The following is a 24164-nucleotide window of genomic DNA, read 5'->3' as shown; positions in this document are numbered from 1 at the left end:
ATGGGACACGGAACCCAGCGCGCCGCGCTGAGAGTTCCGAGCACGCAGCACGCAGCACCGAGTGAGCGGACGGTCAGCGCCTTCAGGCGTCCGGCGGCCGTCCACGCCGGACGCGTGTGCCAGAAGCGCGGCAGGCCCAGAACGAAAAAAGGCCGGGATCGCTCCCGGCCTTTTCTTTCGTGCGCTTGCGGCGCGGAGCCCGCGAGGCACGGCGTGCCTCGCGAGAGCCGTGGACTTACATGTCCATGCCGCCCATGCCACCCATGCCACCCATGCCGCCGCCCGGCATGGCCGGGGCATCCTTCTTCGGCGCCTCGGCGATCATGGCTTCGGTGGTCAGCATCAGCGAGGCCACCGACGCGGCGTTCTGCAGCGCCGTGCGGGTCACCTTGGTCGGATCCAGAATGCCCATCTCGATCATGTCGCCGTAGGTGTCGTTGGCGGCGTTGAAGCCGTAGTTGCCCTTGCCACCCAGCACGGCGTTGATCACCACGCTCGGCTCGCCACCGGCGTTGGCGACGATCTTGCGCAGGGGCGCCTCGACGGCCTTGAGCACCAGCTTGATGCCGGCGTCCTGGTCGGGGTTGTCACCCTTGAGGTCGCCCACGCCCTGGCGGGCACGCAGCAGGGCCACGCCACCGCCGGCGACGATGCCTTCTTCCACGGCAGCGCGGGTGGCGTGCAGCGCGTCTTCGACGCGGGCCTTCTTTTCCTTCATCTCGACTTCGGTGGCGGCACCGACCTTGATGACGGCCACGCCGCCAGCCAGCTTGGCCACGCGCTCCTGCAGCTTCTCGCGGTCGTAGTCGGAGGTGGCTTCCTCGATCTGGACGCGAACCTGCTTGACGCGCGCCTCGATGTCGCCCGCAGCGCCGGCGCCGTCGATGATGGTGGTGTTTTCCTTGCCCACTTCGATGCGCTTGGCCTGGCCCAGGTCGGCCAGCGTCACCTTCTCCAGCGTCAGGCCCACTTCTTCAGCGATGACCTTGCCGCCGGTGAGGATGGCGATGTCTTCCAGCATGGCCTTGCGACGGTCGCCGAAGCCCGGGGCCTTGACGGCCACGACCTTCAGGATGCCGCGGATGGTGTTGACCACCAGGGTCGCCAGGGCCTCGCCCTCGACTTCCTCGGCGATGATCAGCAGCGGACGGCCGGCCTTGGCCACCTGCTCCAGCGTGGGCAGCAGGTCGCGGATGTTGCTGATCTTCTTGTCGAACAGCAGCACGAAGGGGTTCTCGAGAACCGCCGACTGCTTTTCGGGGTTGTTGATGAAGTAGGGCGACAGGTAGCCGCGGTCGAACTGCATGCCTTCGACGACGTCCAGCTCGTTGCTCAGGCTCTTGCCGTCTTCGACGGTGATGACGCCTTCCTTGCCGACCTTGTCCATGGCATCGGCAATGATCTTGCCGATGGATTCGTCGCTGTTGGCCGAGATGGAGCCGACCTGCGCGATTTCCTTGGAGGTGGTGGTGGGCTTGGACGCGGCCTTGAGCTGGTTCACCAGCACTTCGACCGCCTTGTCGATGCCGCGCTTGAGGTCCATGGGGTTCATGCCGGCGGCGACGTACTTCATGCCTTCGCGCACGATGGACTGGGCCAGCACGGTGGCGGTGGTGGTGCCGTCACCCGCGTTGTCGCTGGTCTTGGAAGCGACTTCCTTGACCATCTGGGCGCCCATGTTCTGGAGCTTGTCTTCCAGCTCGATTTCCTTGGCCACGGACACGCCGTCCTTGGTCACGGTGGGGGCGCCGAAGGAGCGCTCGAGCACCACGTTGCGGCCCTTGGGGCCCAGGGTGACGCCGACGGCGTCGGCCAGGATGTTCACGCCTTCGACCATGCGGGCGCGGGCGTCACCGCCAAAAATCACGTCTTTTGCTGCCATGTTGATGACTCCGGAAATTCAGTTGATCGGGGGCTGGATTACTTCATTTCGACGACCGCGAACAGGTCGTCTTCCTTCATGACCAGCAGTTCGTCGCCTTCGACCTTGACGGTCTGGCCGCTGTACTTGCCGAACAGCACGCGGTCGCCGACCTTCACGTTCAGGGCCATCACCTCGCCCTTGTCGTTCTTGCGGCCCGGGCCGATGGCCACGACTTCACCCTGGTCAGGCTTCTCGGCTGCGGTCTCGGGGATCACGATGCCCGAAGCGGTCTTGGTTTCGTTCTCGAGGCGCTTGACGATCACGCGATCGTGCAGGGGACGAAGTTTCATTGGAGCTCCTTGTCTTCAAGTACAGGGGAAAGACACCGAAAAGCGCCATGCCTGGCGCTTTTCTGTAAACCCTGAGGCGGTGTTAGCACTCGGCCTCAGCGAGTGCTAATGATAGGGGCATTTGCCGGCGTTTCAAGTCCCCGACCGCGCGCCAGGCGCGTGGCGGCTCGGTCGCGGAGGCGCCGTCGCCGCCTCCGCTGCACCCCGAGTTCCGGCAGATGGCGCGGCCGCGTCAGGCAAGCCGGCGCTCGTCCATGGGTTCTCAGGAGGTGGGGCAACAGGGTCTTCGTGCCCCGCACTGGCGGGGCCAGGAACGCCCGATGCGCTCGGGCAGTGACGACCAGGCCCGGACCAGCCCCGATACGGAGGCGCGGAGCTTATCGCAGTGCAGGCGGCGATGAGCTCATCCACACGCGGTTTCTTTCTTGCGTCGCGTCTTGGCGAAGCGAGCCCGCCGCACCCGGAAAGCGGCCGTCCGGCCCCGCGCCGACGCGGCCGGAGCGGGCCGGCCGGGTCGGCCTATAGTCGCCGCATGCCGTCTGCCCCATCCGCTTCCGGCCTGCGCAGGCGCCCGCGCTGGATGCGCCACGGCGTCGTGCTGCGCTGGCGTGCCGCCCGACTCGACCCGGCGGTGCGCGGGTTGCTGTGGGCGGTGCTGGCAGGACTGATGTTCACCAGTCTGAACGCCACGATGCGGGGGCTGGCGCAGCAGATCGAGCCGTTTCAGGCCCAGTTCCTGCGCTACCTGATGGGAGTGGTGGTGATGGCCCCGCTGGTGCTGCGCTCGCGGTTGGCGTCCTTGCGGCCGCACAGCGTGCGCGGCCAGTTCACCCGCGGCCTGGTGCACACCACCGGGCTGAGCCTGTGGTTCCTGTCCATCCCGCACATCACCCTCGCCGACATCACCGCCATCGGCTTTACCGGGCCGATCTTCATCATGCTCGGCGCTGCCCTGTTCCTGGGCGAGCCGATGCGGGCGGCGCGCTGGGCGGCGGCGCTGGTCGGGCTGCTCGGCGTGCTGCTGGTCGTCGGCCCGCAGCTCACCGGGCAGGGCGGCATCTGGCTGCTGGTGCTGCTGTCCTCGTCCCCGCTCTTTGCGGCCTCGTTCCTCATCACCAAGGCGCAGACGCGCTACGAGCGGCCCACGGTGATCGTGGCCTGGCAGTCGATCACCGTGGCCGTGCTCAGCCTGCCGATGGCCCTGCTGGAGTGGCGCTGGCCGAGCCTCGGGCAGTGGCTGCTGTTCGCTTTCGGCGGCGTGCTCGGCAGCACGGGCCACTACTGCCTGGCGCGCGCTTTCGCGGCCACGGACATCTCGGCGACGCAGTCGGTGAAGTTTCTGGAACTGGTGTGGGCGGCGCTGCTGGGCTGGGCGGTGTTCGGCACGATCCCCAGCCGGTGGACGGTGGTCGGAGGCGCCGTCATCTGCGCGTCCACGGTGTGGATCGCACGACGCGAGACGCGCGGCACCGGTGGCCGGCGCTGAGCCTGCCGGAGTTCGCTGTGCCGCGGCCGGACACCGGACGCGAATCGGATCGATCGGCACGGCCCGGTCGCGGCGCCCGGCGGGCACGGCGGGTGCCGGGCGCCCCGGAACCCACCAGGCCTTCACCGGGCGTCCGCCCGACCCTCAGCCCCGCAGGTTGGCCACGCCCGCCGCTACGTGGCCGGCCGGCACGTGCCGCGCGGCGTGATCGACATGGCCGGTCTGGTCGTCGAAGAAGAAGTCCGGCTCGAACTCCCGCAGGAACTCGCCTTTCGGAAGGCCGCCGAGGAACATCGCTTCATCGACGTGGATGTTCCAGTTCATCAGCGTGCGAATGGCCCGCTCGTGGGCGGGTGCGCTGCGGGCCGTCACCAGCGCCGTGCGGATCTTCATGGCCGGGCGCCCGGCCTGCTGCAGCCGGTGCAGCGCCGCCAGCAGCGGTTTGAAAGGGCCCTCGGGCAGCGGCTGCGTGGCCTTGCTCAGCTCGTGCTGCTGGAAGGCGTCCAGGCCCTGGGCCTGGAAAACGCGCTCGGCCTCGTCCGAAAAGAGCACCGCATCGCCGTCGAAGGCGATGCGCACCTCGTCCGGGTAGTTGGTGCCGGCCAGCACCGACTCGGTGAGCACCCGCGCCGCCGGGAAGCCGGCGTTCAGTGCCTCGCGCACGTCCTCGGCGTTGGCCGACAGGAACAGGTGTGCGCCCAGCGGACGCAGGTAGCGAAAGGGTGGTCGCCCCTGGGTGAAGACGCCGCGCTCGAGCTTGATCTGGTTGGCCGCCCCCGAGCGGAAGATGCGCATGCCCGAGACCGGATCGTTGCGCGAGAGGATGACCACCTCCACGCGCTGCAGCGGTGGCTCGTTGAATGCCAGCAGTTTTCTGATGAGTGAAAAAGCGATACCGGGCTTGGCCGGCAGCTCCAGGCGCTGCAGCTGCAGCGCCATGTAGGAGCCGGGGTCGCCGCTTTCGAAGAGCCGGTTCTCCTCCTCGAAATCGAAAAGCGCACGCGACGAAATCGCGACCACCAGCTTGTCTTGCAGGGTGGCACCCATTCAGCGCACCCACTGGTTGAGTTGGATGATCGGCATCAGTACGGCCAGCACGATGAGCATGACCACCAGCCCCATGGCCACGATCAGCAGCGGCTCCAGGATGGTCGCGAGCTGCATGGCGCGGCGTTGCACCTCCGCGCCGAGCTGGTTGGCGGCGCGTTGCAGCATCACCGGCAGCTGCCCGGTCTGCTCGCCCAGCCGCGCGAACATCGACAGCAGCCCGGGAAAGCGTTTCTTCTGGGCAAGCGCCGACGCGAGGGGAGCGCCTTCGCGCACCTGCACCAGGGCCTCCATGGCATCGGCTCGCATCGCGCGGTTGCCCAGTGTCTCGCCGGCCGCCTGCAGCGCCTTGAGGATGGGAACGCCGGCGCCGGCCAGCATGGCGAGCGTGCTTGCGAAGCGCGCCGCGTTGTAGCCGCGCGAGAGCCGCCCGACCAGCGGCAGCCGCAGCCAGCCGGCGTCGAAGCGTTCACGGAAGCCCGAATCGCGCAGCGCGAGCCGCAGTGCGGCGAACGCCGCCAGCAGCAGCGCGGCGCCGAGCCAGCCCCAGCTGCGCACGCCGTCGCTGATGGCCAGCATGGCCGAGGTCAGGAAGGGAAGGGCGCGCTTGCTGCCCGCGAACACGTTGGCGACTTGCGGCACCACGTAGGTCACCAAGAACAGCACGATCACGATCGCCACCAGCGTGACGATGGCCGGATACAGTGCGGCGCCGACCAGCTTGGCCTTGAGCGCCTGGCGGTTTTCCAGGTCGTCGGCCAGGCGGTCGAGCACGCCGCCGAGCTGGCCGCTCTGTTCGCCGGCGCCGACCACGGCCACGTACACGTCGGAGAACTCGCGCGGGTGCTGGCCCAGCGCCTTGCCGAAAGGCGAGCCGGCATTGACCTCGGCGCGCAGCGCCGCCACCAGGCCGCGCTCGCGCTCGTTCTCGGCCTCGTCGGCCAGCGCGGTGAGGGCGCGCTCGATGGTCAGGCCGGAACTGACCAGTCCGGCAAGCTGGCGGGTCCAGATGGTGAGGGCCGTGGAGGTGAACACCGGCCGGGTGCTCAATCGGGAAAGCAGTCCCGCGTCGCGGCCGGCGCCGGCCTGCACCGGTTGTACCTGGATGGGCACCAGCGCTTGCGCGCGCAGCAGGCTGCGCGCGGCCTTGGCGGTGTCGGCCTCCATCACGCCTTTGCGGGTGGCGCCCTGGCTGTCCAGGGCTTCGAAGGAGTAGGCGGGCATGGGGCCGATTATGGCGAGCGCCACGCGGCGCCCTTCCGGACGCGCTGCGGCGTCCCGCTCAGCCCTGGCGCAGCTTGAACCGCTGCAGTTTCCCCGTTTCGGTGCGGGGCAGGCTGGCCACGAACTCGATTTCGCGCGGGTACTTGTAGGGCGCGATGCTGGCCTTTACGTGGTCCTGCAGGGTCCTGACCATCGCCGCGTCGGCGGTGTGGCCCGGCCGCAGCACGCAGAAGGCCTTCACGACCATGCCGCGCTCGTCGTCCGGTTTGCCGATGACGGCGCACTCGGCCACCGCGGGGTGGCGCAGCAGCACGTCCTCGACCTCGGGGCCGGCGATGTTGTAGCCCGCGCTGATGATCATGTCGTCGGCGCGCGCCTGGTAGATGAAGTAGCCGTCGGCGTCCTGCACGAAGGCGTCGCCGGGGTGGTTCCAGCCCTTGCGTACGTAGTTCGCCTGGCGCGCGTCGGCGAGGTAGCGGCAGCCGGTGGGACCGACCACGGCCAGCTTGCCGACTTCGCCGCGGGGCAGCTCGCGCCCGTCGTCGTCCACCACCTTGGCGGTATAGCCCGGCACCACCCGGCCGATGGCGCCGCGGCGCACGTCGTCCGGCGACGAGGAGATGAAGATGTGGAACATCTCCGTGGCGCCGATGCCATCGACCATCTCCAGGCCGCTGGCTTCCTTCCAGAGCTGCCGGGTGGCGTCCGGCAGCCCCTCGCCTGCGCTGACGCTCAGGCGCAGACGCGCGACGCCCAGCTCGCGCGCGAACGGTGCCATCTGCCGGTAGAAGGTGGGTGCGGTGTAGCAGATGGTCGCGCCGACCGCGCCGATGGTGCGCACCAGGCTTTCAGGCGTGTACGGCGCCTCGGGGAAGTACACCGAGGCGCCGGCCCACATCGGGAAGATCAGCAGCCCGCCCAGCCCGAAGGTGAAGGCCAGCGGCGGCGAGCCGACCACGATGTCATCGGGCGTGGCGCGCAGCACGTGGCGCGGCCAGCACTCGCAGGCCGCGAGCACGTCGCGGTGCGAGTGGGCCGCGGCCTTGGGCGTGCCGGTCGTGCCCGAGGTGAACGCCAGCATCGCGATGTCGTCGGCCAGCGTGGGGCAGGCGGCGAAGTCGCCGGGTTTGCCGGCGGCGCGCACCGCCAGCGAGCCGGGCGCGTCGGCTGCGTTGAATGCCACCACGGTGCGCAGCACCGGACGCGATGCGCGGGCCGCTTCGAGCTCGTCGAGCAGGCGCGCGTCGCACAGCGCAGCGCTGGGCTGCGCCGTGTCGATGATCTCGCCGAGCTCGCGCGCACGCAGCAGCGGCATCGTGGCCACCGCAACCAGCCCCGCCTTGACCACGGCGAGCCAGGCGAGCGCCAGCCCGATCGAGTTGCCGCCGCGCAGCAGCACGCGGTTGCCGGGCACCAGGCCCAGGTCCTCCACCAGCACGCGGGCGATCCGATCGACCCGCTCGCGCACGTCCGCATAGCTCAGAGCGATGCGCTCCGAACGCAGCAGCGGGCGATCGGCAAAGCCCTTGGCGGCGGCCTTGTCCAGCAGCTCCTCTACCAGGTTGAGCCGGTCGGGCAGCGCCAGCTCGGGCAGTTCGTAGCGGAATTCGGGCCACTGCTCGCGCGGCGGCAGGCGGTCGTGGACGAAGCGGTCGGTGTGGGCGGTCATGGCTTTGCCTTGTCTTGTGCGCGCTCAGGGCTGCGCGGGTTCGGGCGAGCGGGCGCCTTCCTTGACCTTGCCGAGCAGGCGGTACAAGGTGCTGATGTCCTTGTCGCTCAGGCTGGCGAAGGCCTCGAGAATCCAGCTCTCGTGCTGGCGTGCCATCTCGTTGAACAGCTTGCGGCCGCGCGGCGTCAGGCGCACGCGCCAGGCGCGGCGGTCGCCCTCCACATCGACGCGATCGACCAGTCCTTCGGCGGCCAGCTGGTCGGTGATGCCGGTGACGTTGCCTCCGGTCACCATCATGCGGCGCGACAGCTCGTTCATCTTCAGCCCCTGGGGAGCGCGTTCGAGCTGGGCCATGAGGTCGAAGCGCGGAAGCGTGGTGCCAAAGCGCTCGCGCAGCCGCGAGCGCACCTCCTTTTCGACCAGCTGCGTGCAGGTGAGCATGCGCAGCCAGAGGCGCAACGCCTCGGGGTGCTCGCTATGCGCGCGTGCCTCCATGTCCATGCCATCTCCTGCTGCCTGAATTGTTGAAGTCTAAACAAAGCTGGCCGCCCCGCAAGCGGCGCATCCTTTTCGTCGGTGCCGTCCTACAGCAGAGCCATTGACGCTGTGTGCAGGCTCTGGCAAGAATCCGCCGCATGGAAGCTCTGGTACGAAGGATCGCGCCTCGGCTGGAAGGCGCCCCGGTCCGGGTGGCCCTGTGCCTGCCCGGCGGCCTGCGCGTCGGCGACGCGCAGGCGGCGGTGACGCTGCGCTTCGACGACTGGTCGTCCATGGCCACGCTGGCGGCGGGCCAGATCGGCAAGGTGGCCGAGGAGATCGTCGAGGGGCGCGTGCAGTTCGAGGGCTCCATGCGCGACCTGATGCTGGCAGCGGCCCACCTGCTGCCAGGAAGCCCCGTGGCCAGCAACACCCACTGGTGGGAGCAGGTGGTGCGGCGAACCCGCTCGCTGGTGCAGCACACGCCCCAGCGCGATGCGCAGCAGATCCAGTTCCACTACGACGTCTCCGACGACTTCTACGCACTGTGGCTCGACTCCCGACGCGTTTATTCCTGTGCCTACTACCAGAGCAGCGACATGTCGCTCGCGCAGGCGCAGGAGTCCAAGCTCGACCACATCTGCCGCAAGCTGATGCTGCGCGAAGGCGAGCGTTTCCTCGACATCGGTGCGGGCTGGGGCGGGCTGCTGCTGTGGGCGGCGGAGCACTATGGCGTGCAGGCGCGTGGCATCACTCTCTCGCGCAACCAGCATGCCTACGTCAACCGGCTCATCGAGCAGAAGAAGCTGCAGGGCCGCGTGCGCATGGACCTGCTGGACTACCGTGAACTCGACGAGACGCAGGGCTACGACAAGATCGCGTCGGTCGGCATGTTCGAGCACGTGGGCCAGGTCAACATGGGCCTGTATTTCGAAAAGATCCTTCGCCTGCTGCGCCCCGGCGGACTGGTGATGAACCATGGCATCACCGCCGGCGGCATCGAGCCAGGCCAGCTCGGAGCCGGCATGGGCGACTTCATCGGCAAGTACATCTTCCCCGGGGGCGAGCTGCTCCACGTGAGCCACGTGCTGCGCGAGCTTTCGCTGGCGCGCCTGGAAATGGTCGATGTGGAAAACCTGCGTCCGCACTACGCACGCACCCTCTGGGCCTGGTCGGACAGCCTCGAGTCGCAGCTGGAGGAGGCCACCGCCGTGCTGGAGCGCAGCGGCGTGCCGCAGCGTGCCGCGCGCGTGCTGAGGGCCTATCGGCTGTATCTTGCGGGCTGCGCCATGTGCTTCGAGCAAGGCTGGATCTCGCTGCACCAGATCCTGGCGACGCGACCCGACGGCGACATGCACACCGGCCCCATGCGCGGCGCACAATCGGCTTATCCCTTCCACCGCGGCTACATGTACCGCTGAATAGATGCTCTACAAGTTCAAATCCAAGGCCGCGGGCGACCTGATCATGCTCGAGCCGAATGGCCGGCGCGTGCTCGAAATCATAGGCAAGGACCCCGCTCCCACCGGCATCATCCTGCCGCAGGAGATGCCCGCCGCAGTCGGCGCGCTGGAGCAGGCCATCACGCAGGAAGAAGCGCGCCAGAAGGCGGCCGTCGAAGAGGCCGAGGCCAAGGGTGAGCCACCCCCGTCCTTCGAAGCCATCGGACTGCGGCAGCGGGCGCTGCCCTTCATGGACATGCTGCGCCGTTGCGAGCGGGCGGGCCGCGAAATCGTCTGGGGTGTGTGAGGCGCGGCGCGTGCGGCCAGCGGTGAGGCCGCGCGCCCGCCAGTAGGAGTTCGCTCGCAGCCGCGTCGGCCCGGGTCTTGTTCCTGCATCGAAAGCAGACTGCTGAGCCAGAGCGCACGCAGCCGGTTGAGCCCGCCGCAAGGTCGGCAATCCGGCGGCCCGTCCTGCAGGGGCAGCGCCGAGACCGTCGGCGCTGCAAGCGGGTGGCGGTGCGTACGCCGGTCCGCGCGCGCCCGGTGCGTGTCAGCAGGACAGGCGTCTCAGGGCTCCGAGGCCCTGCGGGCGCCGTCAGTCCACCTTGGCGCCGGACGTTTTCACCACCTCGGCCCACTTGCGGTGCTCGGCGTCGATATGACGCGCGAACTCCTGCGGAGTGTTGCCGCTGGGAATGGCGCCCTGCGCTTGCAGCTTTTCCTTGATCGCCGGCGTGTTGAGCGCCTTGGCGACTTCCTGCTGGATGCGGCTGACCACCTCGGGGGGCGTTCCGGCGGGCGCCAGCAAGCCGAACCACGAGCTCGCGTCGAAGCCCTTCAGCCCCGCGGCTTCCTCCACCGTCGGCACGTCGGGCAGCGCGGTGGAGCGCTGCGCGCTGGTGACCGCCAGGGCCTTGAGCTTGCCGCCCTTGATCTGCGCCATGGACGAGGGCAGGTTGTCGAACATGACATCCATGTTGCCGGCCACCATGTCCATGAGCGCAGGGCCTGAGCCGCGATAGGGGAAATGGACCATGTAGGTGCCGGTCATGCTCTTGAACAGCTCGCCGGTGAGGTGGATCGAGGTGCCGTTGCCGCTGGAGGCCATGTTCAGCTTGCCGGGATTGGCCTTCGCGTGGCGGATGAAATCGCTGACGTTGTTGATGCCCATGCTGCGGGCCTTGTCGGCATTCATCACCATCACGTTGGGAACGCCCGCCACCAGCGTCACCGGGACGAAATCCTTGATCGGGTCGTAGGGCAGCTTGTCATAGAGCGCGCGGTTGATGCCGTGCGTGCCGACGGTGCCCATCAGCAGGGTGTATCCGTCTCCCGGGGCGCGCGCAACGAGCTCCGCGCCGACATTGCCGCCGGCGCCCGCGCGGTTGTCCACGATGAACTGCTGGCCGAAGGCCTTGCTCAGTTCCGGAGCGATGGCGCGGGCCAGGATGTCGGTGGTGCCGCCGGGCGCAAACGGTACGACGATCCGCACGGGCTTGCTGGGCCAGCCTCCCTGCGCGAAGGCAGAGGGCAGGCAGGCGAAGGCGGCGGCGGCGCACGCGGCGCTCAACACCACGCGGCGGCGCAAGACGGAAGCAACGGTCACGGAGGTCTCCTTGTTCATTCGGTTCGAGGTGTGATGGTGCCGCAGCCGGCTGGGCGCGACCATCGGTGGTTTCGGCAGGCCTCGTCGCGCGGATAGCGCCGCCGCAACGCAACAGGCCGCCCGCGGGCGGCCTGTTGCAGCTGGACAGGGCGTTCCCGAGCGGCTGCTGTGGTCCGCGTCGCAACGTGTTCCGCTGCGCGCGTACCCGGGAGGGCCTCAGTCGGCGTAGACGCCGGCTTTCTTGATGATGGGGCTCCACTTGTCGAGCTCGGCGGCGACGAACTTCTTGTGCTCGGCCGGCTCGGCCCGCTTGTCGGTCACGACCACGGCGCCCAGGCCTTCCTGCTTCTTGATGAAGTCTGCGTCCTTCAGGGCCACCTTGAGCGCTTCGTTGAGCTTGCGCTGCGCCTCGGGCGGTGTGCCTTTGGGTGCGTAGAGGCCGTGGAAGATGGTGACCTGGAAGTCCTTCAAGCCGGCCTCCTGCAGCGTGGGCAGGTCCTTGAGCGCCGGGGTGGTCAGGCGCTTGGGGGTGGTGACGGCGAAGGCCTTGACCTTCTTGCCCTCGATCTGCGAGGTGGTGTTGGTGGTCTGGTCGCACAGCAGATCGATCTGGCCGCCGATCAGGTCGGTGATGGCGGGGCCGGTGCCCTTGTAGGGGACGGCGGTCATTTCCACGCCCATGGCCTGCTGGAACAGCAGCCCGCACAGGTGCGATGCCGAGCCAACGCCGGCGTTGCCGAGGTTGATCTTGCCCTTGTTCTGGCTGATCCAGGCCTGCAGTTCCTTGAAGTTGTTGGCCGGCAGGTTGGGGCGGGAGATCAGGGTCATGGGCACGTCGTTGATCATGCCCAGGTACTCGAAGTCCGAATCGACCTTGAAGGGGATGTTGCGCACCAGGGTAGGCATGGTGGCCATGCCGATGTGGTGCAGCAGCAGGGTGTGGCCGTCGGCGTTGGCCTTGGCTACCTTGTTCGCCCCGATGGAGCCGCCGGCGCCGGCGGCGTTATCGACCACGACGTTCGCGCCCAGCGGCTTGCGCAGGGCTTCAGCCAGGTCACGGGCCACGCGGTCCGTGGGGCCGCCGGCAGAGAACGGCACCACGATGGTGATGGGGCGGTCCTTGATGGGAAAGTCGGCCGCGTGGGCGCCGAAGGCGACAGCTGCCAGGGCGGCAAGCGGAACGAGTTTCTTGATCAGTTTATTCACCTCAGGGTCTCCGGGAAAAAGGTGGCCCGATGGTAATCGGGCCTATCGGCCGGTGTATGCCTGCTACTACCTAGTTCCGAAGCACCATCGTGCGCCTGTGGATCAGGAGTAACCCTGAGTCAGTGGCCGCAGTGCGAAGCGCGCGCGCAGCGTCCCCGCCTGCGTCGCCAGGTGCCGTACCGCGGCGGCCGCCCGGCTCGGCAGCTCGTCCTGGCACAGCTCGAGCGACGCGCAGGCGACCACCGTTCCCGAGCCCGGATGCAGACCGAACACCACGGGCAGTCGCCCTGGCGCCAGAGCGCGCTCGAGCAGTGTGCGGTACAGGACGGCCTCGTCCCGGGGGGCGGGCCGACCGCAGTCGGCCAGGATGTGCAGCCGCGCAGCGGATGCATCGAGCTCAAAGCCCACGTCGATCGCGTCCAGGCGCAGGAAGCCGTCCCGCACGATGCCGTCGGTATCGCGGGGCAATGCGCCGAGTTGCTCGCACAGTGCTGCTAGTACCGTGGACAAACCGGACCCGTCCGGGCTGGTGTCGGGCTCCCGCCGTCCGGGTGCCCTATCGAGCAGTGTCATGACGATTGTTCCGGGTCAGCGGCGGCGGCTGATGCAGGTGCGGCGCCCCGGGCATTGGCGATCAGCTCTGCGGCGCGGTTGCGAAAAGCCCATCCGCCCGCGGCGATGGCGAGGGGCGGCAATATGAAGGGCGCGCCCGGGGCGCGGAAGGGGTTCCACGCCCGCTCCGCCGCAAACGGCACGAGCACCACCGCGCGGCCGAGAGCCTTGTCGCCCACCCCAGGGCCCGCCGCGTCCGGTTCGTTCGGGCGCGGTTTCGCGCTACCGCGCCGGGAATGCTGGGCAGCGAGTTCGGTCATGGCGCCGCCTGCGAAGGATCCCGCTACCGACACCGCGGCCGACAGTGCGAACGCCACCGGCGGTGGCCGTAGCGGCGCGACTTTGCTGAGCGCAAAGATCGCTGCGGGCGTAAGGGCGTCCAACGCAAGAGACGGCTGGGCAGGCTGGGTCGGCTGGTATCCCGAGGCATTCGCGACGTAACTTTCGGCCGGCGCCGTCAAGGCACCTGCAACCACGCCGGGCAGGCCACCCAGAGCTTTGGCAGCGCGATGGCGCGAGTAGGTCGCCACCGCGCCGCCGATCGGAAAGCCGGTCGCGAACGCGGTTCCGCCCACGACGGCCGTGAACGCGGCGCTGCAAGCCGACCTACCCAGGTCGATGTGGTCGGGCAACGAAGGCCAGCAACCGACCGGTACCTCGTCGAGCAGCAGTTGGCCGCGCAGTTGGGCGAGTTCGTTCGCGTCGAGTGCCTGCGGCACGTGTCGCGGGGTCACTGAAACGCTTCCGGCGCAGGCGGCCGGCGGGGCAGCTGGGGACACCTGTGGTGGCGTACTCGTGCGATGCGCTGCGGTGCGGTCCATGCTCAGCTCCTTCGATCGGTTCGTAGAGGGTGGACCATGGTTGCCCACGGCTGCCAGAACGCCGCATAGGGTTTACCGGTCACTTCAGGTCCCAGTCAGGCGCCAGCGCGGCCCACGGATAATTTGCGCCTGACCAGCCCGCCCGCATGACACACCCTCCGCCCGACGACCCCACCACCAGCCGCCTGAACAAGCGCATGGCCGAACTTGGCCTGTGCTCGCGCCGCGAGGCCGACGAGTGGATCGCGCGCGGCTGGGTGCGCGTCAACGGCCGGCCGGCGTTGGTGGGCGTGCAGGTGCGCCCGCAGGACCGCATCGAGGTCGATCCGGCGGCGCGCGGCCAGCAGAGCAGGCAGGTCACCATCCTGCTGCACAAGCCGGTAGGCTACGTCAGCGGCCAGGCGGAGGACGGCCACCAGCCGGCCGTGACCCTGGTACAGGCGCGCAGCCACTGGCGCGGTGATCCGTCCCGCCTGCGTTTCGCGCACGAGCAGCTGCGCGGGCTGGCGCCTGCCGGCCGCCTGGACATCGATTCCACCGGCCTGCTCGTGCTCACGCAGGACGGTCGTGTCGCGCGCCAGCTGATTGGGGAAGATTCGCAGGCCGAAAAGGAGTACCTGGTGCGGGTGGCTTACGCCGACGTGGAGACCCAGGTGCAGCGGGCATTCCCCGCCGAGGGGCTGCTGCGCCTGCGGCACGGGCTCAGCCTGGACGGGCGGCCGCTCAAGCCCGCCCGCGTCGATTGGCAGAACCCGGAGCAGCTGCGCTTCGTGCTCACCGAAGGGCGCAAGCGTCAGATCCGGCGCATGTGCGAGCTCGTCGGCCTCAAGGTGATGGGTCTCAAGCGCGTGCGCATCGGGCGTGTGGCATTGGGCCAGCTGCCGCTGGGGCAGTGGCGCTATCTGGGCGAGAACGAACGCTTCTGAGGGCGGCGGGCCGCACGCTAGCGGCAAGCGAGCGTGCCGAAATCGGTGAACATGCCTGCGTCTGCATCGATGTCGAGTGCGAAGCGGCAGGTCGCGCCCGAGTCGTCGGTGGCATGGACCTCGTGGCGACCTGCGGCGAGGTTCTCGAGATACAGCTCGCCGTCGCGGCCAGTGACCGCATCGAGCGGCGCCTGCGCCGGCCCCGTCGCATGCTGCACCCGTATCCGTACCACCGACAAGGGCGACGCATCGATCGCGCGCACCAGGCGCGCCAGCACGGCGCGCAGGCGCGTGGCTTCGAAATCGATGACGCCGCCTGTGCGCGCCGGCAGCACCACCAGGCGCTGCATGCGGGCAACCATGGTGTCGATCGGCAGCTGCCGCGCATCGAGGGCCACCTCGGCCGTGTAGAACGCGCCGATGCTGGGCAGGAACAGCTCACCCCGTGCATCGGTGTGGCCCGCCTCCAGGCCGTTGACCCTGATCGGGAGGTCGGCAACGCCGCCGACGCGGGCGAGGGCGAAGCTGTCGTCGATCGGACGGCTGAAGTAGCTGCGCCCGTCGAGCCAGGCGATGCCGCCGGCGGCGGTGAGACGCAAGGTGCCGCGCCCGCCGACGCTCTGGTCCCAGGTGCCACGCCACTGCGCATGGCGGCCGTTGAACTGGGTCGATCCGCGCCAGTGTCGATGCGAACCCGCAGCGTCCGCGATCCGGTCGGCATCGAGTTGCCAGCCCCAGCCTGGTCCGAGCGGTAGCGGCCGGCTCAGGTGCATGGTCGCTGCCTGGTCGCCGCCGCTGTGGTGGCGTGCCTGTGCCGAGAGCAGGTGCAGTCCGTCGAGCTGGGCGCTCAGGCCGGCGGTGAGTTCCGTGCGCCGGCCGCGCTCGTCGAAGCGCCGCTCGAGCGCGATCCGGAAGCTGGCGCGCAGCGCCGGCAGATAGCTCGAAAACGCCAGATGGGCGGCTCTGCCGGGCTGGCTGCCCAGATGGATAAAGCCGGCCGGTGCGGCGGTGTGAGCCGCATCGTGGATGCTTTGCCGCGAATAGGAGACGCTGAGGGTTCCCAGCCCGCCCAGGCTGCGCGCAAGGTGCGCCAGGCCTTGTGCGCGCCGGTTCGAGACGGTGCGCCCTTCCGACAGCACCGCGTATCGGGGCGACTCATGCCGCAGGCTCGCGCCGAGGCTCCAGGGGCCACCCTGCCAGGCATAGCGCACGACGGCAGCCTGGCCGTCGAGGCCGCCCGCGCGGCTGCGTGCATAGGTGCCGCTGAGCACGCCGGCGGAATCGCCCAGCCGCGCGGCCGCCGACAGGCCGAGCTGGGAGAGGCCGCTGCGGCCCTCGGCCTGCACTCCGAGCGTGACGCGATCGCTGAAGCCCCACCGGTGCACGGCGCTGTATGCGGCAGGTCCGTAGTCGTTGCTGCGCAGACCGTAGCCGCGCCGCAGCGCGCCCCAGGCGTAGCGGTACTCGTGCAGCCCGGCTTGGAGCAGCAGATCGCTGGTGTAGAACGCATAGTCGATCTGCTGCACACGGCCGAACGGGTCGCGCACGCGCAGTTGCACGTCGCGTGCGCCCTGCTGGGAGATCAGATCGCGGATCTCGAAAGTGCCGGCTTGCAAGCGCTCGCTGCGCACCGGCAGCCCGTCGATCAGCACCTCGACCTCGCTGGGAAACGCCAGCTGTCCCTGCACCGAGCCGAGTGGATGGCGAATGGCGGCGGGATCGAGCCCGAAGGCCCGCGACACCGCAAATCCCCCTAGCTGCACCGCGCCGCCCAGCTCGGCGGGCGCGATGAAGAAATCTCCCATGGTCCAGCGCCGCAGGGCCGCGAAGTCGTCGTAGTACGCCGTGGTCGATAGGCGCACCGGCTGGCGTCGCTCGGGGCCTTTGGGCACCCAGCTGGCCGAGGACTGCAGCAGGACGGGGCCCAGGCGCAGCCCGCCCTCCGAAGACAGGCGCGCGCGCGCGCCATCGGAACTGTGCACGTGCTCGACGGCCCAGTTCAGAAATCCGCTGTCCTGGCCGATCCGCTCTCCGGCGCGCTGTCGGGGGCCGGCTTGCAGCACCGTGTGCTCGAGCAGATCGGGCTGCGCCGTGAGATGCAGCGACAGGGTGGCCGTATCGAGCCGCGCCTGCAGTCCGGCAATCGAGCGCAGGGCGACGTGCGGCTCGCCTTGCGCGAGGACGATGGGCCAGCCTCCGTCGCGCAGGCCCAGCCGACGCAGATCCTTTGCCGTGAGCAGGAAGTCGCCGTCCGCCGTGCGCAGCGCAAATACCTCGGCCGCGCGACCCGCGTTGACCGTGACCACCACCACCATCGGCTCCGCCGTGGGCTCGGCATGGCTTGCCGCGCACGCGGCAATCGCAAGCCCTGCGGCAAGCACACGCGTGGCGCCCGCGCAAGAAACACCCACGATGCCTGCGGCGACAGCACGCACTACGCCTGCAGCGGGACCGCCCACTACCTTTGCGGGCAGGCCACGCCGGACGCCCCCGCCCGGATCGCGCGGCGCGCCGGCGCCTGCGCCTGCGCCAGAAAATCGCAGGGCATCTGCAAGCCCCGGCGCCGTGGTGCGGCGGGGCCCCGCACCGACCAGCCCGCAGGTCATGAGCAGGCGGGCTGCGGGCCGGTCTCGGTGAGCTCCCGCAATTCGGAGCGTTCTGTGACGAGCGCTATCTCCAGGCGCGCCAGCCGCATGCAATCGTGCTGTGGGAGCGGTACCGCAAAGGCGCGGACCTGCCCGCTCAGCAGGTAGCGATCTTCGGGACGGTGGACAAATACTTCGCTGCCCTGCGCATCCAGGCCGCGCAGCGCCAGCGACTCGACGCGCGCGTGCTGATTGCCGGCGTTGTGCAGCCGCCAGCGCGCCGCGCCGTCGGCGACCGTGGCCTCCTGCAGTTCGAGCCGGTCCAGCGGTCGCGGAGGCAGCACGTGCACCGGTGCGCCGAAGCGCATCAGGAAGCGCACCTGCGGCGCGCTGCCAGGCGCTGCCGCCGCCACGGCGCCTGGTAGTTCCTCGATGAACAGGCGGAAGGTCTTCTCGGTCGTGACCACCGGCTGGCGCACGCCCACGCGGATCACGGCTTCCTTGCCGGGCGCAACAGTGAGCAAGCGGGGAAAGTAGATGAGTTCTCCGCTGGCGTCGCTGTAGTGCTCCTTGCCTGCCGCGTCCTGGCTCCAGTGCATCGCCTGCACTTGAAAGGACAGCGGCACCTGGTCGTCGTTGCGCACCGTGATCGCGCCGCTGCGCGCGGTGGTGCCGAACTCGAGGCGCACGGGCGATACGGCGAAGGCGCCGGCCAGACTTGCAAAGGGGGCGGACAGCAGCGCCAGCCCGATCAGCCAGCAGCCGCCGCTTCCCACGCAGCACAGAGTCTTGTTCACTGCGTCACCTGCAGCACCACGGTGTCGCGGTACGAGCCCACGGGAGCGTCGCGGAAGGCTTCGGGGACGATCTCGCCAGCGACAGCGAACGGAACGTACCGCGCCGGTCCAGGACTGGGCATGGTGCGGTCGAAAATCAGCTTGTAGGCGATGTACTCCGCGCCACCTTCCTGCCTCAGCCGCAACTGGGCACCCATTGCGTGGTCGCTGCGGTGGACGCTGAACTGCATGGTGGTGTAGGGCAGGCATCCGCCCACTGCACCCCCGGCCGATGCCGTCGCGGACCTGCGGACCACATCGGCGGCGTTGGGCATGAGCCCGCCGAAGCCGAGCCGAAAGCCCGCGGGGGCCTGGAACTCGCAGACATGCGGGTGCCCGGCGGCGCGCGGACGTCCGGCGGCATGCGCCGGCGCATGCAGGGCGAGCGCCACGGCCGCGAGACCCGCACACCTGCGCACCGTGCCGGAGGCGCCGGCACCCCGGCCATCACTCGGCGGTGACGGTGACCAGCAATACGCCACGGTAGTCGCCCGCCGCGAGGTCGCGGAAGTGGTCCGGCTCGATCGAGGCCTCGAGTTCGAGGGAAAGTACCTTGTTGTCGCTGAAGCCGAGGCCGCGCCGCTCGGCGGTAGCCCACTTGACCGACACCGGGAGCGTCTCTTTACTTCCGTCGGCGGCCAGCGCACCAGTGGTCTTGCCGGTGGCGCTCTCGTTCACCTCGACCTTGTGGCGCATATTCTTGGTGCAGCGATAGAGCAGTTCGACGGTCTTCGTCACGCCTTCGGTGCTATCGGGTCGGATCGAGTCGAACGACACCGGCGCGCTCAAGGTCTGGAATACGCACACCGGCAGTACGCTGGCCGTCACATCGACGGTGGCGGTGGATTGGGCGAAGACTGCGGAGCCGGCGCATGTGGCGAGGGCGGCGGCAATTAAAAGACGGGGTTTCATGAGTTCTTTCTGACTGGGTTGAAGGGTTGAAGGGCCTTCGACAAGCCACTTTTGGCCGGCAATGAGAATACCAAGGCATTAATACCAAGGGAGGCCGGGTTTCTTGCGCCATGCTTGCGTCGCCCTGCGGCAGGCGACTGGACGCCACGATGCCCAGACCTTGAAATGGTCTGCACTGCCCTCACTCTCCCGGTCGCCAGTTCAGTTCATCCCCAAGATACGAATCCATGAGCCAGAAACAGACCCTGTCGTTCCAGGCCGAGGTGGCCCAACTGCTCCACCTGGTCACCCACTCGCTCTACTCCAACAAGGAAATCTTCCTGCGCGAGCTGATCTCCAACGCCTCGGACGCCTGCGACAAGCTGCGCTTCGAGGCGCTCGAGAACAACGCGCTGTACGAAGACAAGCCGCAGCTCGAGGTGCGCGTCGCCTTCGACAAGGCCGCGCGCACGCTGACCATCACCGACAACGGCATCGGCCTGTCGCAGCAGGAGGCGATCGACAACCTGGGCACCATCGCCAAGAGCGGCACCCGCGATTTCCTCAGCCGCCTGTCCACCGACCAGAAGACGACGGCCACCGAGCAGGGGCAACTCATCGGCCAGTTCGGCGTGGGCTTCTATTCGGGTTTCATCGTGGCCGACGCGATCACGGTGGAGTCGCGCCGTGCCGGCGTGCCCTCCGAGCAGGGCGTGCGCTGGACCAGCCGCGGCACCGGCGACTTCGAGGTCGAGACCATCACCCGCGCCGAGCGCGGCACCAGCGTCATCCTGCACCTGCGCGAGGATGCGATCGAGTACCTCTCCACCTGGAAGCTCAAGTCGATCGTCGCGAAGTATTCGGACCACATTTCCCTGCCGATCCTGATGCGCAAGGAGGAGTGGAAGGAAGGCGAGGACAACCAGGGCGGCGAGATGGTGCTCACCGACGAGTGGGAGACCGTCAACCAGGCCAGCGCCTTGTGGAGCCGGCCCAAGAAGGACATCACCGCCGAGCAGTACCAGGAGTTCTACAAGCAGATCAGCCACGACTGGGAGCCGCCGCTCGCATGGGCGCACAACCGTGTCGAGGGCTCGACCGAGTACACCCAGCTGCTCTATGTGCCGGCCCGCGCGCCCATGGACCTCTGGAACCGCGAGAAGAAGGGCGGTGTGAAGCTGTACGTGAAGCGGGTGTTCATCATGGACGACGCCGAGGCACTGCTGCCGGTGTACCTGCGCTTCGTCAAGGGCGTGATCGACTCGGCGGACCTGCCGCTCAACGTCAGCCGCGAGTTGCTCCAGGAGAGCCGTGACGTGCGCGCCATCCGCGAGGGCAGCACCAAGCGCGTGTTGTCGATGCTCGAAGAGCTCGCGCGCATGGAGCGGGACGAAGCCGCCTCGGACGAGGACAAGGCCAAGTACGCGAAGTTCTGGGCCGAGTTCGGCGCCGTGCTCAAGGAAGGCCTGGGCGAGGACACCGCCAATCGCGAGCGGCTGGCCAAGCTGCTGCGTTTTGCCTCAACCCAAGCCGACGCTCCCTCCGTGTCGCTGGCCGACTACAAGGCCCGCATGAAGGAGGGGCAGGAAGCCATCTACTACATCACCGCCGACACCTTGGCCGCGGCGCGCAACAGCCCGCAGCTCGAGGTGTTCCGCAAAAAGGGCATCGAGGTGCTGCTGATGGCCGACCGCGTCGATGAGTGGGCGCTGAACTTCCTCACGGAGTTCGAGGGCACGCCCCTGCAGTCGGTCGCCAAGGGCGCGTTCGATCTGGGCAAGCTGCAGGACGAGACGGAGAAGAAGGCCGCCGAGGACGCCGCCGAATCGTTCAAGCCGGTGCTGGCGCGCCTGAAGGAGGCGCTCAAGGACCGTGCGGAGGACGTGCGCGTGACCAGCCGGCTGGTCGATTCCCCCGCCTGCCTGGTGGTGACCGACGGGGGCATGAGCCTGCAGCTCGCGCGCATGCTGCGCCAGGCTGGCCAGAAGGTGCCCGAGAGCCGACCGGTGCTGGAGGTGAACCCCGAGCATGCACTGGTGAAGAAGCTCGACGGCTCCGTGCACTTCCACGACCTCGCCCAGATACTGTTCGACCAGGCCGTGCTGGCCGAGGGCGGCCTTCCCGAGGATCCCGCCGCATACGTGAAGCGTGTCAACGCATTGCTGGCGTGAGGCATCGCACCCGCGCCGCTCGGATCCGGCGCCGCCTGTGGCAGCGCCGAGTGGAAAGCGTTGGTAACTGCCTCGCGTCGGGCGTCGCACGCACGGCTAGCATGAGTTCATGAAACCGATCCTGCGGCGTCGAGTGCTTCGCGCGGCGCAGCGCGCCTTGCTGCCGTGCGGCCTGCTGGCCCTGGCGGGCTGCGCCCATGTGGGCATGGGATTCGGCGTTCCCATGGGCCCGCTCTCGGTCGGCGTCGGCGTCGGCTCCGGCGGCGTCTCGGCGGGCGTCGGCGCCGGTGCCGGGCCGCTTGGGGTTGGCGTGGGCGTGAACTCGCGCGGTCAGGTGACGGGAGGGGCCGGCGTCGGGACCAGTGTGCCGATCGGCAGCGGCCCCGCGCGTGCCGGCGTGGGGGTCGGCACCGGCGGGGTGCTGTACGACCCCCAGGGGGCACCGGTACAGCCGGCGCCTGGGACGGTCACGCCGGCCGTGGTGGCGCCGCGCGGCGCCATGCCCTGAGTCCGACCTTCCACAGCCCGTAGCGCGCCGGTTTCCTCTGCGGCGCGCCTAGGCCACCATCGCCGGCTCGGCCATGGCTTCGAGCTGCTCTTGCAGCATGTCCACTTGCCCCTCCCAATAGTCGCGCGTCCCGAACCACGGGAACGCCCGCTCGAACGCAGGGTCGCTCCAGCGTCGTGCGATCCACGCGCTGTAGTGGATCAGGCGCAGCGTGCGCAGCGGCTCGACCAAGGCCAGCTCGCGCCGGTCGAACGGCCGCATCTGCTCGTAGCCGTCGAGCAGGGCGCCGAGCTGGCGCTGGCGCTGGGCGCGCTCGCCCGAGAGCAGCATCCACAGGTCCTGCACGGCCGGTCCGGTGCGGGCATCGTCGAGATCGACGAAGTGCGGGCCATCGTCCGGTGTCCAGAGGATGTTGCCGGGGTGGCAGTCGCCGTGCAGCCGCAGCCGCTCGGGCGTCAGGGCCGCCCAGCACGCCTCGATCGCGGCGATGGCTTCGTCGCATGCCCTGCGCCACGGACCTTCCACCTCCAGCGGGATTGCGCCGTTGCCGAGCAACCAGTCGCGTGGCTCGACGGCGAAGCTGGCGGGATCGAGCGCCGGGCGATGTGCGAACGGGCGGCGTGCGCCCACCTCGTGGAGGCGGGCCAGGAAGCGCCCGATCCATTCGAGCACCTCCACGTCGTCGAGCTCGGGCGGACGTCCGCCGCGCCGTGGACTCACGCTGAACAGGAAGGCTCCGTGGCGATGCAGGCTGCGCGTGTCCAGCAGCAAGGGCGCGACCATCGGAACCTCCGCCTGCGCCAGTTCGGCCGCGAAGGCGTGCTCCTCGAGGATCGCGTCCTCGCTCCAGCGGCCGGGGCGGTAGAACTTCGCTACGACCTGCGCGTGGCCCTGCACCGGCTCCTCCAGATGGAGCTGGTACACCCGGTTTTCGTAGGAGCTCAGCGCCATCAGTCGGCCGTCGCCGTGGAGGCCGACCTCGGCAAGCGCATCCATCACCGCGTCGGGGGTGAGCTGGTCGTAGGGGTGAGGGGTGTCGGCCATCCCCCGATTGTCGGCCCCGTGACTCAGGCCGGCGTGATCGTCACATCGATGTTGCCGCGCGTCGCATTCGAGTAGGGGCACACCTGGTGTGCGGCATCGAGCAGCTTCTGTGCCGCATCGCGGTCGAGACCGGGCAGGCTGACCTTCATGCGCACGGCGATGCCGTAGGCATTCGGGATCTGGCCCAGATCGACCTCGGCGTCGATGGCCGTGTCGGCTGGCAGCGTGACCCCGATCTTGGGGGCCACGGCCTTCATGGCGCCGAGAAAGCAGGCCGAGTATCCGGCCGCGAACAGTTGCTCAGGGTTGGTGCCGCTGCCCGAAGCGGCACCGGGAGGCGAGAGCCGTACGTCGAGCCGGCCATCGTCCGTGCGGGATGCGCCGTCGCGCCCGCCGGTCGTGTGGGCCTTGGCGGTGTAGAGAACCTTGTCGAGCTGGGTCATGGAGCTGTTTCCTCGTTTCGTTGCGCTGCATGGGCGAAAAAATAGCAGCCTTGGCGGCCGACCCCGCAGGTTGCCAGAACTCCGGCCGTCCGTGTGGCGGCGGGGGACGGCCATGGCGCTGCGGCTGATGGGATCGTCGCGCGCAGGCGCTCAGCTGCGAAAGCGCCTGCGGGTGAGTCCCAGGGCCAGCCAGAACGCCGCACCCAGGGTGACGAGCAGCACCAGCAGATGCCGCAGCGGCGCCTGCGGCCACTGGTCCAGGAACATGGGTCGCACCAGTTCGACCGCGCTGGTCAGGGGCAGCCAGTCCGATGCGATGCGCAGCGGCGCGGGAAGCTGCTCGCGCGGGAAGAAGACGCCGGAGAGGAACATCATCGGCGTGAGCAGCAGGGTGAAGTAGTAGGCGAAGAAGTCGTAGTTGCGGGCCAGGGCGTTGAACACCAGCGCGATGCACGAAAACGCGACGCTGGCCAGCAGCAGCACCAGCCATGCCACCGCGAGCTTCGGGCTGTGGCTGATGCCCAGCGCCAGCATCACCAGCAGAATCGCCGTCACCGTGAAGGCGGCCTTGTAGCTCGCCCACATGACTTCGGCGACGAAGACGCTGTCCAGGGACACCGGCGCATTCATGATGCCGTCCCAGGTGCGCTGCACGTGCATGCGCGAGAACGCCGAATACAGCGCCTCGAAGGAGGCGGCGTTCATCGCGCTCATGCAGATCGATCCGCCCGCGAGGAACACGAGGTACGGAACCGGCTGTCCCTCGAAACGCACCTGGCCGACCAGCGCGCCCATGCCGTAGCCGAAAGCCAGCAGCCACATCAGCGGCTCGGCGATGTTGGCCAGCAGCTGCGGGATGGCCAGCCTGCGCCAGACCAGCAGGTTGCGCAGGAACACCGGCCACCAGCCCAGGGACAGGTCGGGCGGGCTCCAGACACCGCGTGCACCGCGCACCG

At 68.9% G+C, this 24164-nt stretch carries 23 protein-coding genes; 6 read left to right on the top strand and 17 right to left on the bottom strand.

Features of this window, described 5'->3' with window-relative positions; genetic code table 11:
* Positions 1-235 precede the first annotated feature (235 nt).
* Both groL and groES read right to left on the bottom strand, forming a co-directional pair.
* A complete protein-coding gene (gene groL, locus WG922_RS02330; protein WP_340280363.1) occupies positions 236-1882 on the bottom strand; it encodes a chaperonin GroEL in 1647 nt (548 codons plus the stop codon).
* 38 nt (positions 1883-1920) lie between these two features.
* Entirely contained in the window at positions 1921-2214 is a 294-nt protein-coding gene (groES, locus tag WG922_RS02325) for a co-chaperone GroES (protein ID WP_340280362.1), read from the bottom strand.
* A gap of 532 nt (positions 2215-2746) precedes the next feature.
* Between groES and WG922_RS02320 the strand changes: the two genes are divergently transcribed.
* Complete coding sequence (locus WG922_RS02320; protein ID WP_340280360.1) at positions 2747-3700, top strand: DMT family transporter; 954 nt, start codon at positions 2747-2749, stop codon at positions 3698-3700.
* Between the two features lie 144 nt (positions 3701-3844).
* Here WG922_RS02320 and WG922_RS02315 read toward each other — a convergent pair whose 3' ends face one another.
* The 4 genes from WG922_RS02315 to WG922_RS02300 are packed head-to-tail and all read right to left on the bottom strand — an operon-like array spanning position 3845 to position 8141.
* The gene (locus tag WG922_RS02315) at positions 3845-4747 is read right to left on the bottom strand and encodes a 5'-nucleotidase (protein ID WP_340280359.1); all 903 of its coding nucleotides are present in this window, start codon (positions 4745-4747) and stop codon (positions 3845-3847) included.
* Positions 4748-5971 carry a type II secretion system inner membrane protein GspF gene (gene gspF / locus WG922_RS02310; RefSeq protein ID WP_340280358.1) on the bottom strand — a complete coding sequence of 408 codons (1224 nt, stop codon included), beginning with the start codon at positions 5969-5971 and terminating at the stop codon, positions 4748-4750.
* Between the two features lie 58 nt (positions 5972-6029).
* The gene (locus WG922_RS02305) at positions 6030-7640 is read right to left on the bottom strand and encodes an AMP-binding protein (RefSeq protein WP_340280356.1); all 1611 of its coding nucleotides are present in this window, start codon (positions 7638-7640) and stop codon (positions 6030-6032) included.
* 24 nt (positions 7641-7664) lie between these two features.
* Positions 7665-8141 carry a MarR family winged helix-turn-helix transcriptional regulator gene (locus tag WG922_RS02300; RefSeq protein ID WP_340280355.1) on the bottom strand — a complete coding sequence of 159 codons (477 nt, stop codon included), beginning with the start codon at positions 8139-8141 and terminating at the stop codon, positions 7665-7667.
* 134 nt (positions 8142-8275) lie between these two features.
* Here WG922_RS02300 and WG922_RS02295 point away from each other — a divergent pair, with 134 nt between their 5' ends.
* Entirely contained in the window at positions 8276-9538 is a 1263-nt protein-coding gene (locus tag WG922_RS02295) for a class I SAM-dependent methyltransferase (RefSeq protein ID WP_340280354.1), read from the top strand.
* Between the two features lie 4 nt (positions 9539-9542).
* Positions 9543-9866 carry a DUF1840 domain-containing protein gene (locus WG922_RS02290; protein ID WP_340280352.1) on the top strand — a complete coding sequence of 108 codons (324 nt, stop codon included), beginning with the start codon at positions 9543-9545 and terminating at the stop codon, positions 9864-9866.
* A 288-nt stretch (positions 9867-10154) separates the two neighbouring features.
* Here WG922_RS02290 and WG922_RS02285 read toward each other — a convergent pair whose 3' ends face one another.
* The 4 genes from WG922_RS02285 to WG922_RS02270 form a co-directional block, all read right to left on the bottom strand.
* Positions 10155-11183 (bottom strand): Bug family tripartite tricarboxylate transporter substrate binding protein, encoded by a 1029-nt coding sequence (locus WG922_RS02285; RefSeq protein WP_445322778.1) that lies wholly within the window; start codon positions 11181-11183, stop codon positions 10155-10157.
* Between the two features lie 198 nt (positions 11184-11381).
* A complete protein-coding gene (locus tag WG922_RS02280) occupies positions 11382-12359 on the bottom strand; it encodes a tripartite tricarboxylate transporter substrate-binding protein (RefSeq protein WP_340280492.1) in 978 nt (325 codons plus the stop codon).
* A 114-nt stretch (positions 12360-12473) separates the two neighbouring features.
* The gene (locus tag WG922_RS02275) at positions 12474-12944 is read right to left on the bottom strand and encodes a hypothetical protein (RefSeq protein WP_340280349.1); all 471 of its coding nucleotides are present in this window, start codon (positions 12942-12944) and stop codon (positions 12474-12476) included.
* Complete coding sequence (locus WG922_RS02270) at positions 12941-13702, bottom strand: hypothetical protein (RefSeq protein WP_340280347.1); 762 nt, start codon at positions 13700-13702, stop codon at positions 12941-12943. The genes WG922_RS02275 and WG922_RS02270 overlap by 4 nt, the downstream gene beginning before the upstream one ends.
* Positions 13703-13950: 248 nt before the next feature.
* On the opposite strand from WG922_RS02270, the gene WG922_RS02265 reads away from it, so the two are divergent.
* A complete protein-coding gene (locus WG922_RS02265; RefSeq protein ID WP_340280346.1) occupies positions 13951-14730 on the top strand; it encodes a pseudouridine synthase in 780 nt (259 codons plus the stop codon).
* Positions 14731-14747: 17 nt separating this feature from the next.
* Here WG922_RS02265 and WG922_RS02260 read toward each other — a convergent pair whose 3' ends face one another.
* From WG922_RS02260 to WG922_RS02245, 4 genes are all read right to left on the bottom strand, one after another.
* Complete coding sequence (locus tag WG922_RS02260; RefSeq protein ID WP_340280344.1) at positions 14748-17141, bottom strand: fimbria/pilus outer membrane usher protein; 2394 nt, start codon at positions 17139-17141, stop codon at positions 14748-14750.
* Positions 17142-17332: 191 nt separating this feature from the next.
* Entirely contained in the window at positions 17333-18112 is a 780-nt protein-coding gene (locus WG922_RS02255; RefSeq protein ID WP_340280343.1) for a fimbrial biogenesis chaperone, read from the bottom strand.
* Entirely contained in the window at positions 18109-18543 is a 435-nt protein-coding gene (locus WG922_RS02250; protein WP_340280342.1) for a hypothetical protein, read from the bottom strand. Before WG922_RS02250 ends, WG922_RS02255 begins: the two co-directional genes overlap by 4 nt.
* 55 nt (positions 18544-18598) lie before the next feature.
* Complete coding sequence (locus tag WG922_RS02245) at positions 18599-19063, bottom strand: hypothetical protein (RefSeq protein ID WP_340280341.1); 465 nt, start codon at positions 19061-19063, stop codon at positions 18599-18601.
* A gap of 227 nt (positions 19064-19290) precedes the next feature.
* On the opposite strand from WG922_RS02245, the gene htpG reads away from it, so the two are divergent.
* Positions 19291-21213: a molecular chaperone HtpG gene (htpG, locus tag WG922_RS02240; RefSeq protein WP_340280340.1), complete on the top strand. Its 1923-nt coding sequence runs from the start codon at positions 19291-19293 to the stop codon at positions 21211-21213.
* A gap of 109 nt (positions 21214-21322) precedes the next feature.
* The gene (locus WG922_RS02235; RefSeq protein WP_340280338.1) at positions 21323-21721 is read left to right on the top strand and encodes a hypothetical protein; all 399 of its coding nucleotides are present in this window, start codon (positions 21323-21325) and stop codon (positions 21719-21721) included.
* Between the two features lie 48 nt (positions 21722-21769).
* Here WG922_RS02235 and WG922_RS02230 read toward each other — a convergent pair whose 3' ends face one another.
* The 3 genes from WG922_RS02230 to WG922_RS02220 all read right to left on the bottom strand — a co-directional run bounded on the left by WG922_RS02230 (position 21770) and on the right by WG922_RS02220 (position 24162).
* Positions 21770-22765, bottom strand: coding sequence for a serine/threonine protein kinase (locus WG922_RS02230; RefSeq protein WP_340280336.1), 996 nt, complete (start codon positions 22763-22765; stop codon positions 21770-21772).
* Positions 22766-22788: 23 nt separating this feature from the next.
* Positions 22789-23208, bottom strand: a complete 420-nt coding sequence (locus tag WG922_RS02225) for an organic hydroperoxide resistance protein (protein WP_340280335.1) — start codon at positions 23206-23208, stop codon at positions 22789-22791.
* A 150-nt stretch (positions 23209-23358) separates the two neighbouring features.
* On the bottom strand, positions 23359-24162 hold the full coding sequence (locus WG922_RS02220) for an ABC transporter permease (protein WP_340280333.1): 804 nt from the start codon (positions 24160-24162) through the stop codon (positions 23359-23361).
* Between the last annotated feature and the right edge of the window lie 2 nt (positions 24163-24164).

This window comes from Ramlibacter sp. AN1015 (genome assembly GCF_037726105.1).
GTDB lineage: Bacteria > Pseudomonadota > Gammaproteobacteria > Burkholderiales > Burkholderiaceae_C > Ramlibacter.
The sequence above is the reverse complement of the archived record's forward strand: the minus strand, read 5'-3'. Positions and strand labels throughout refer to the sequence as shown.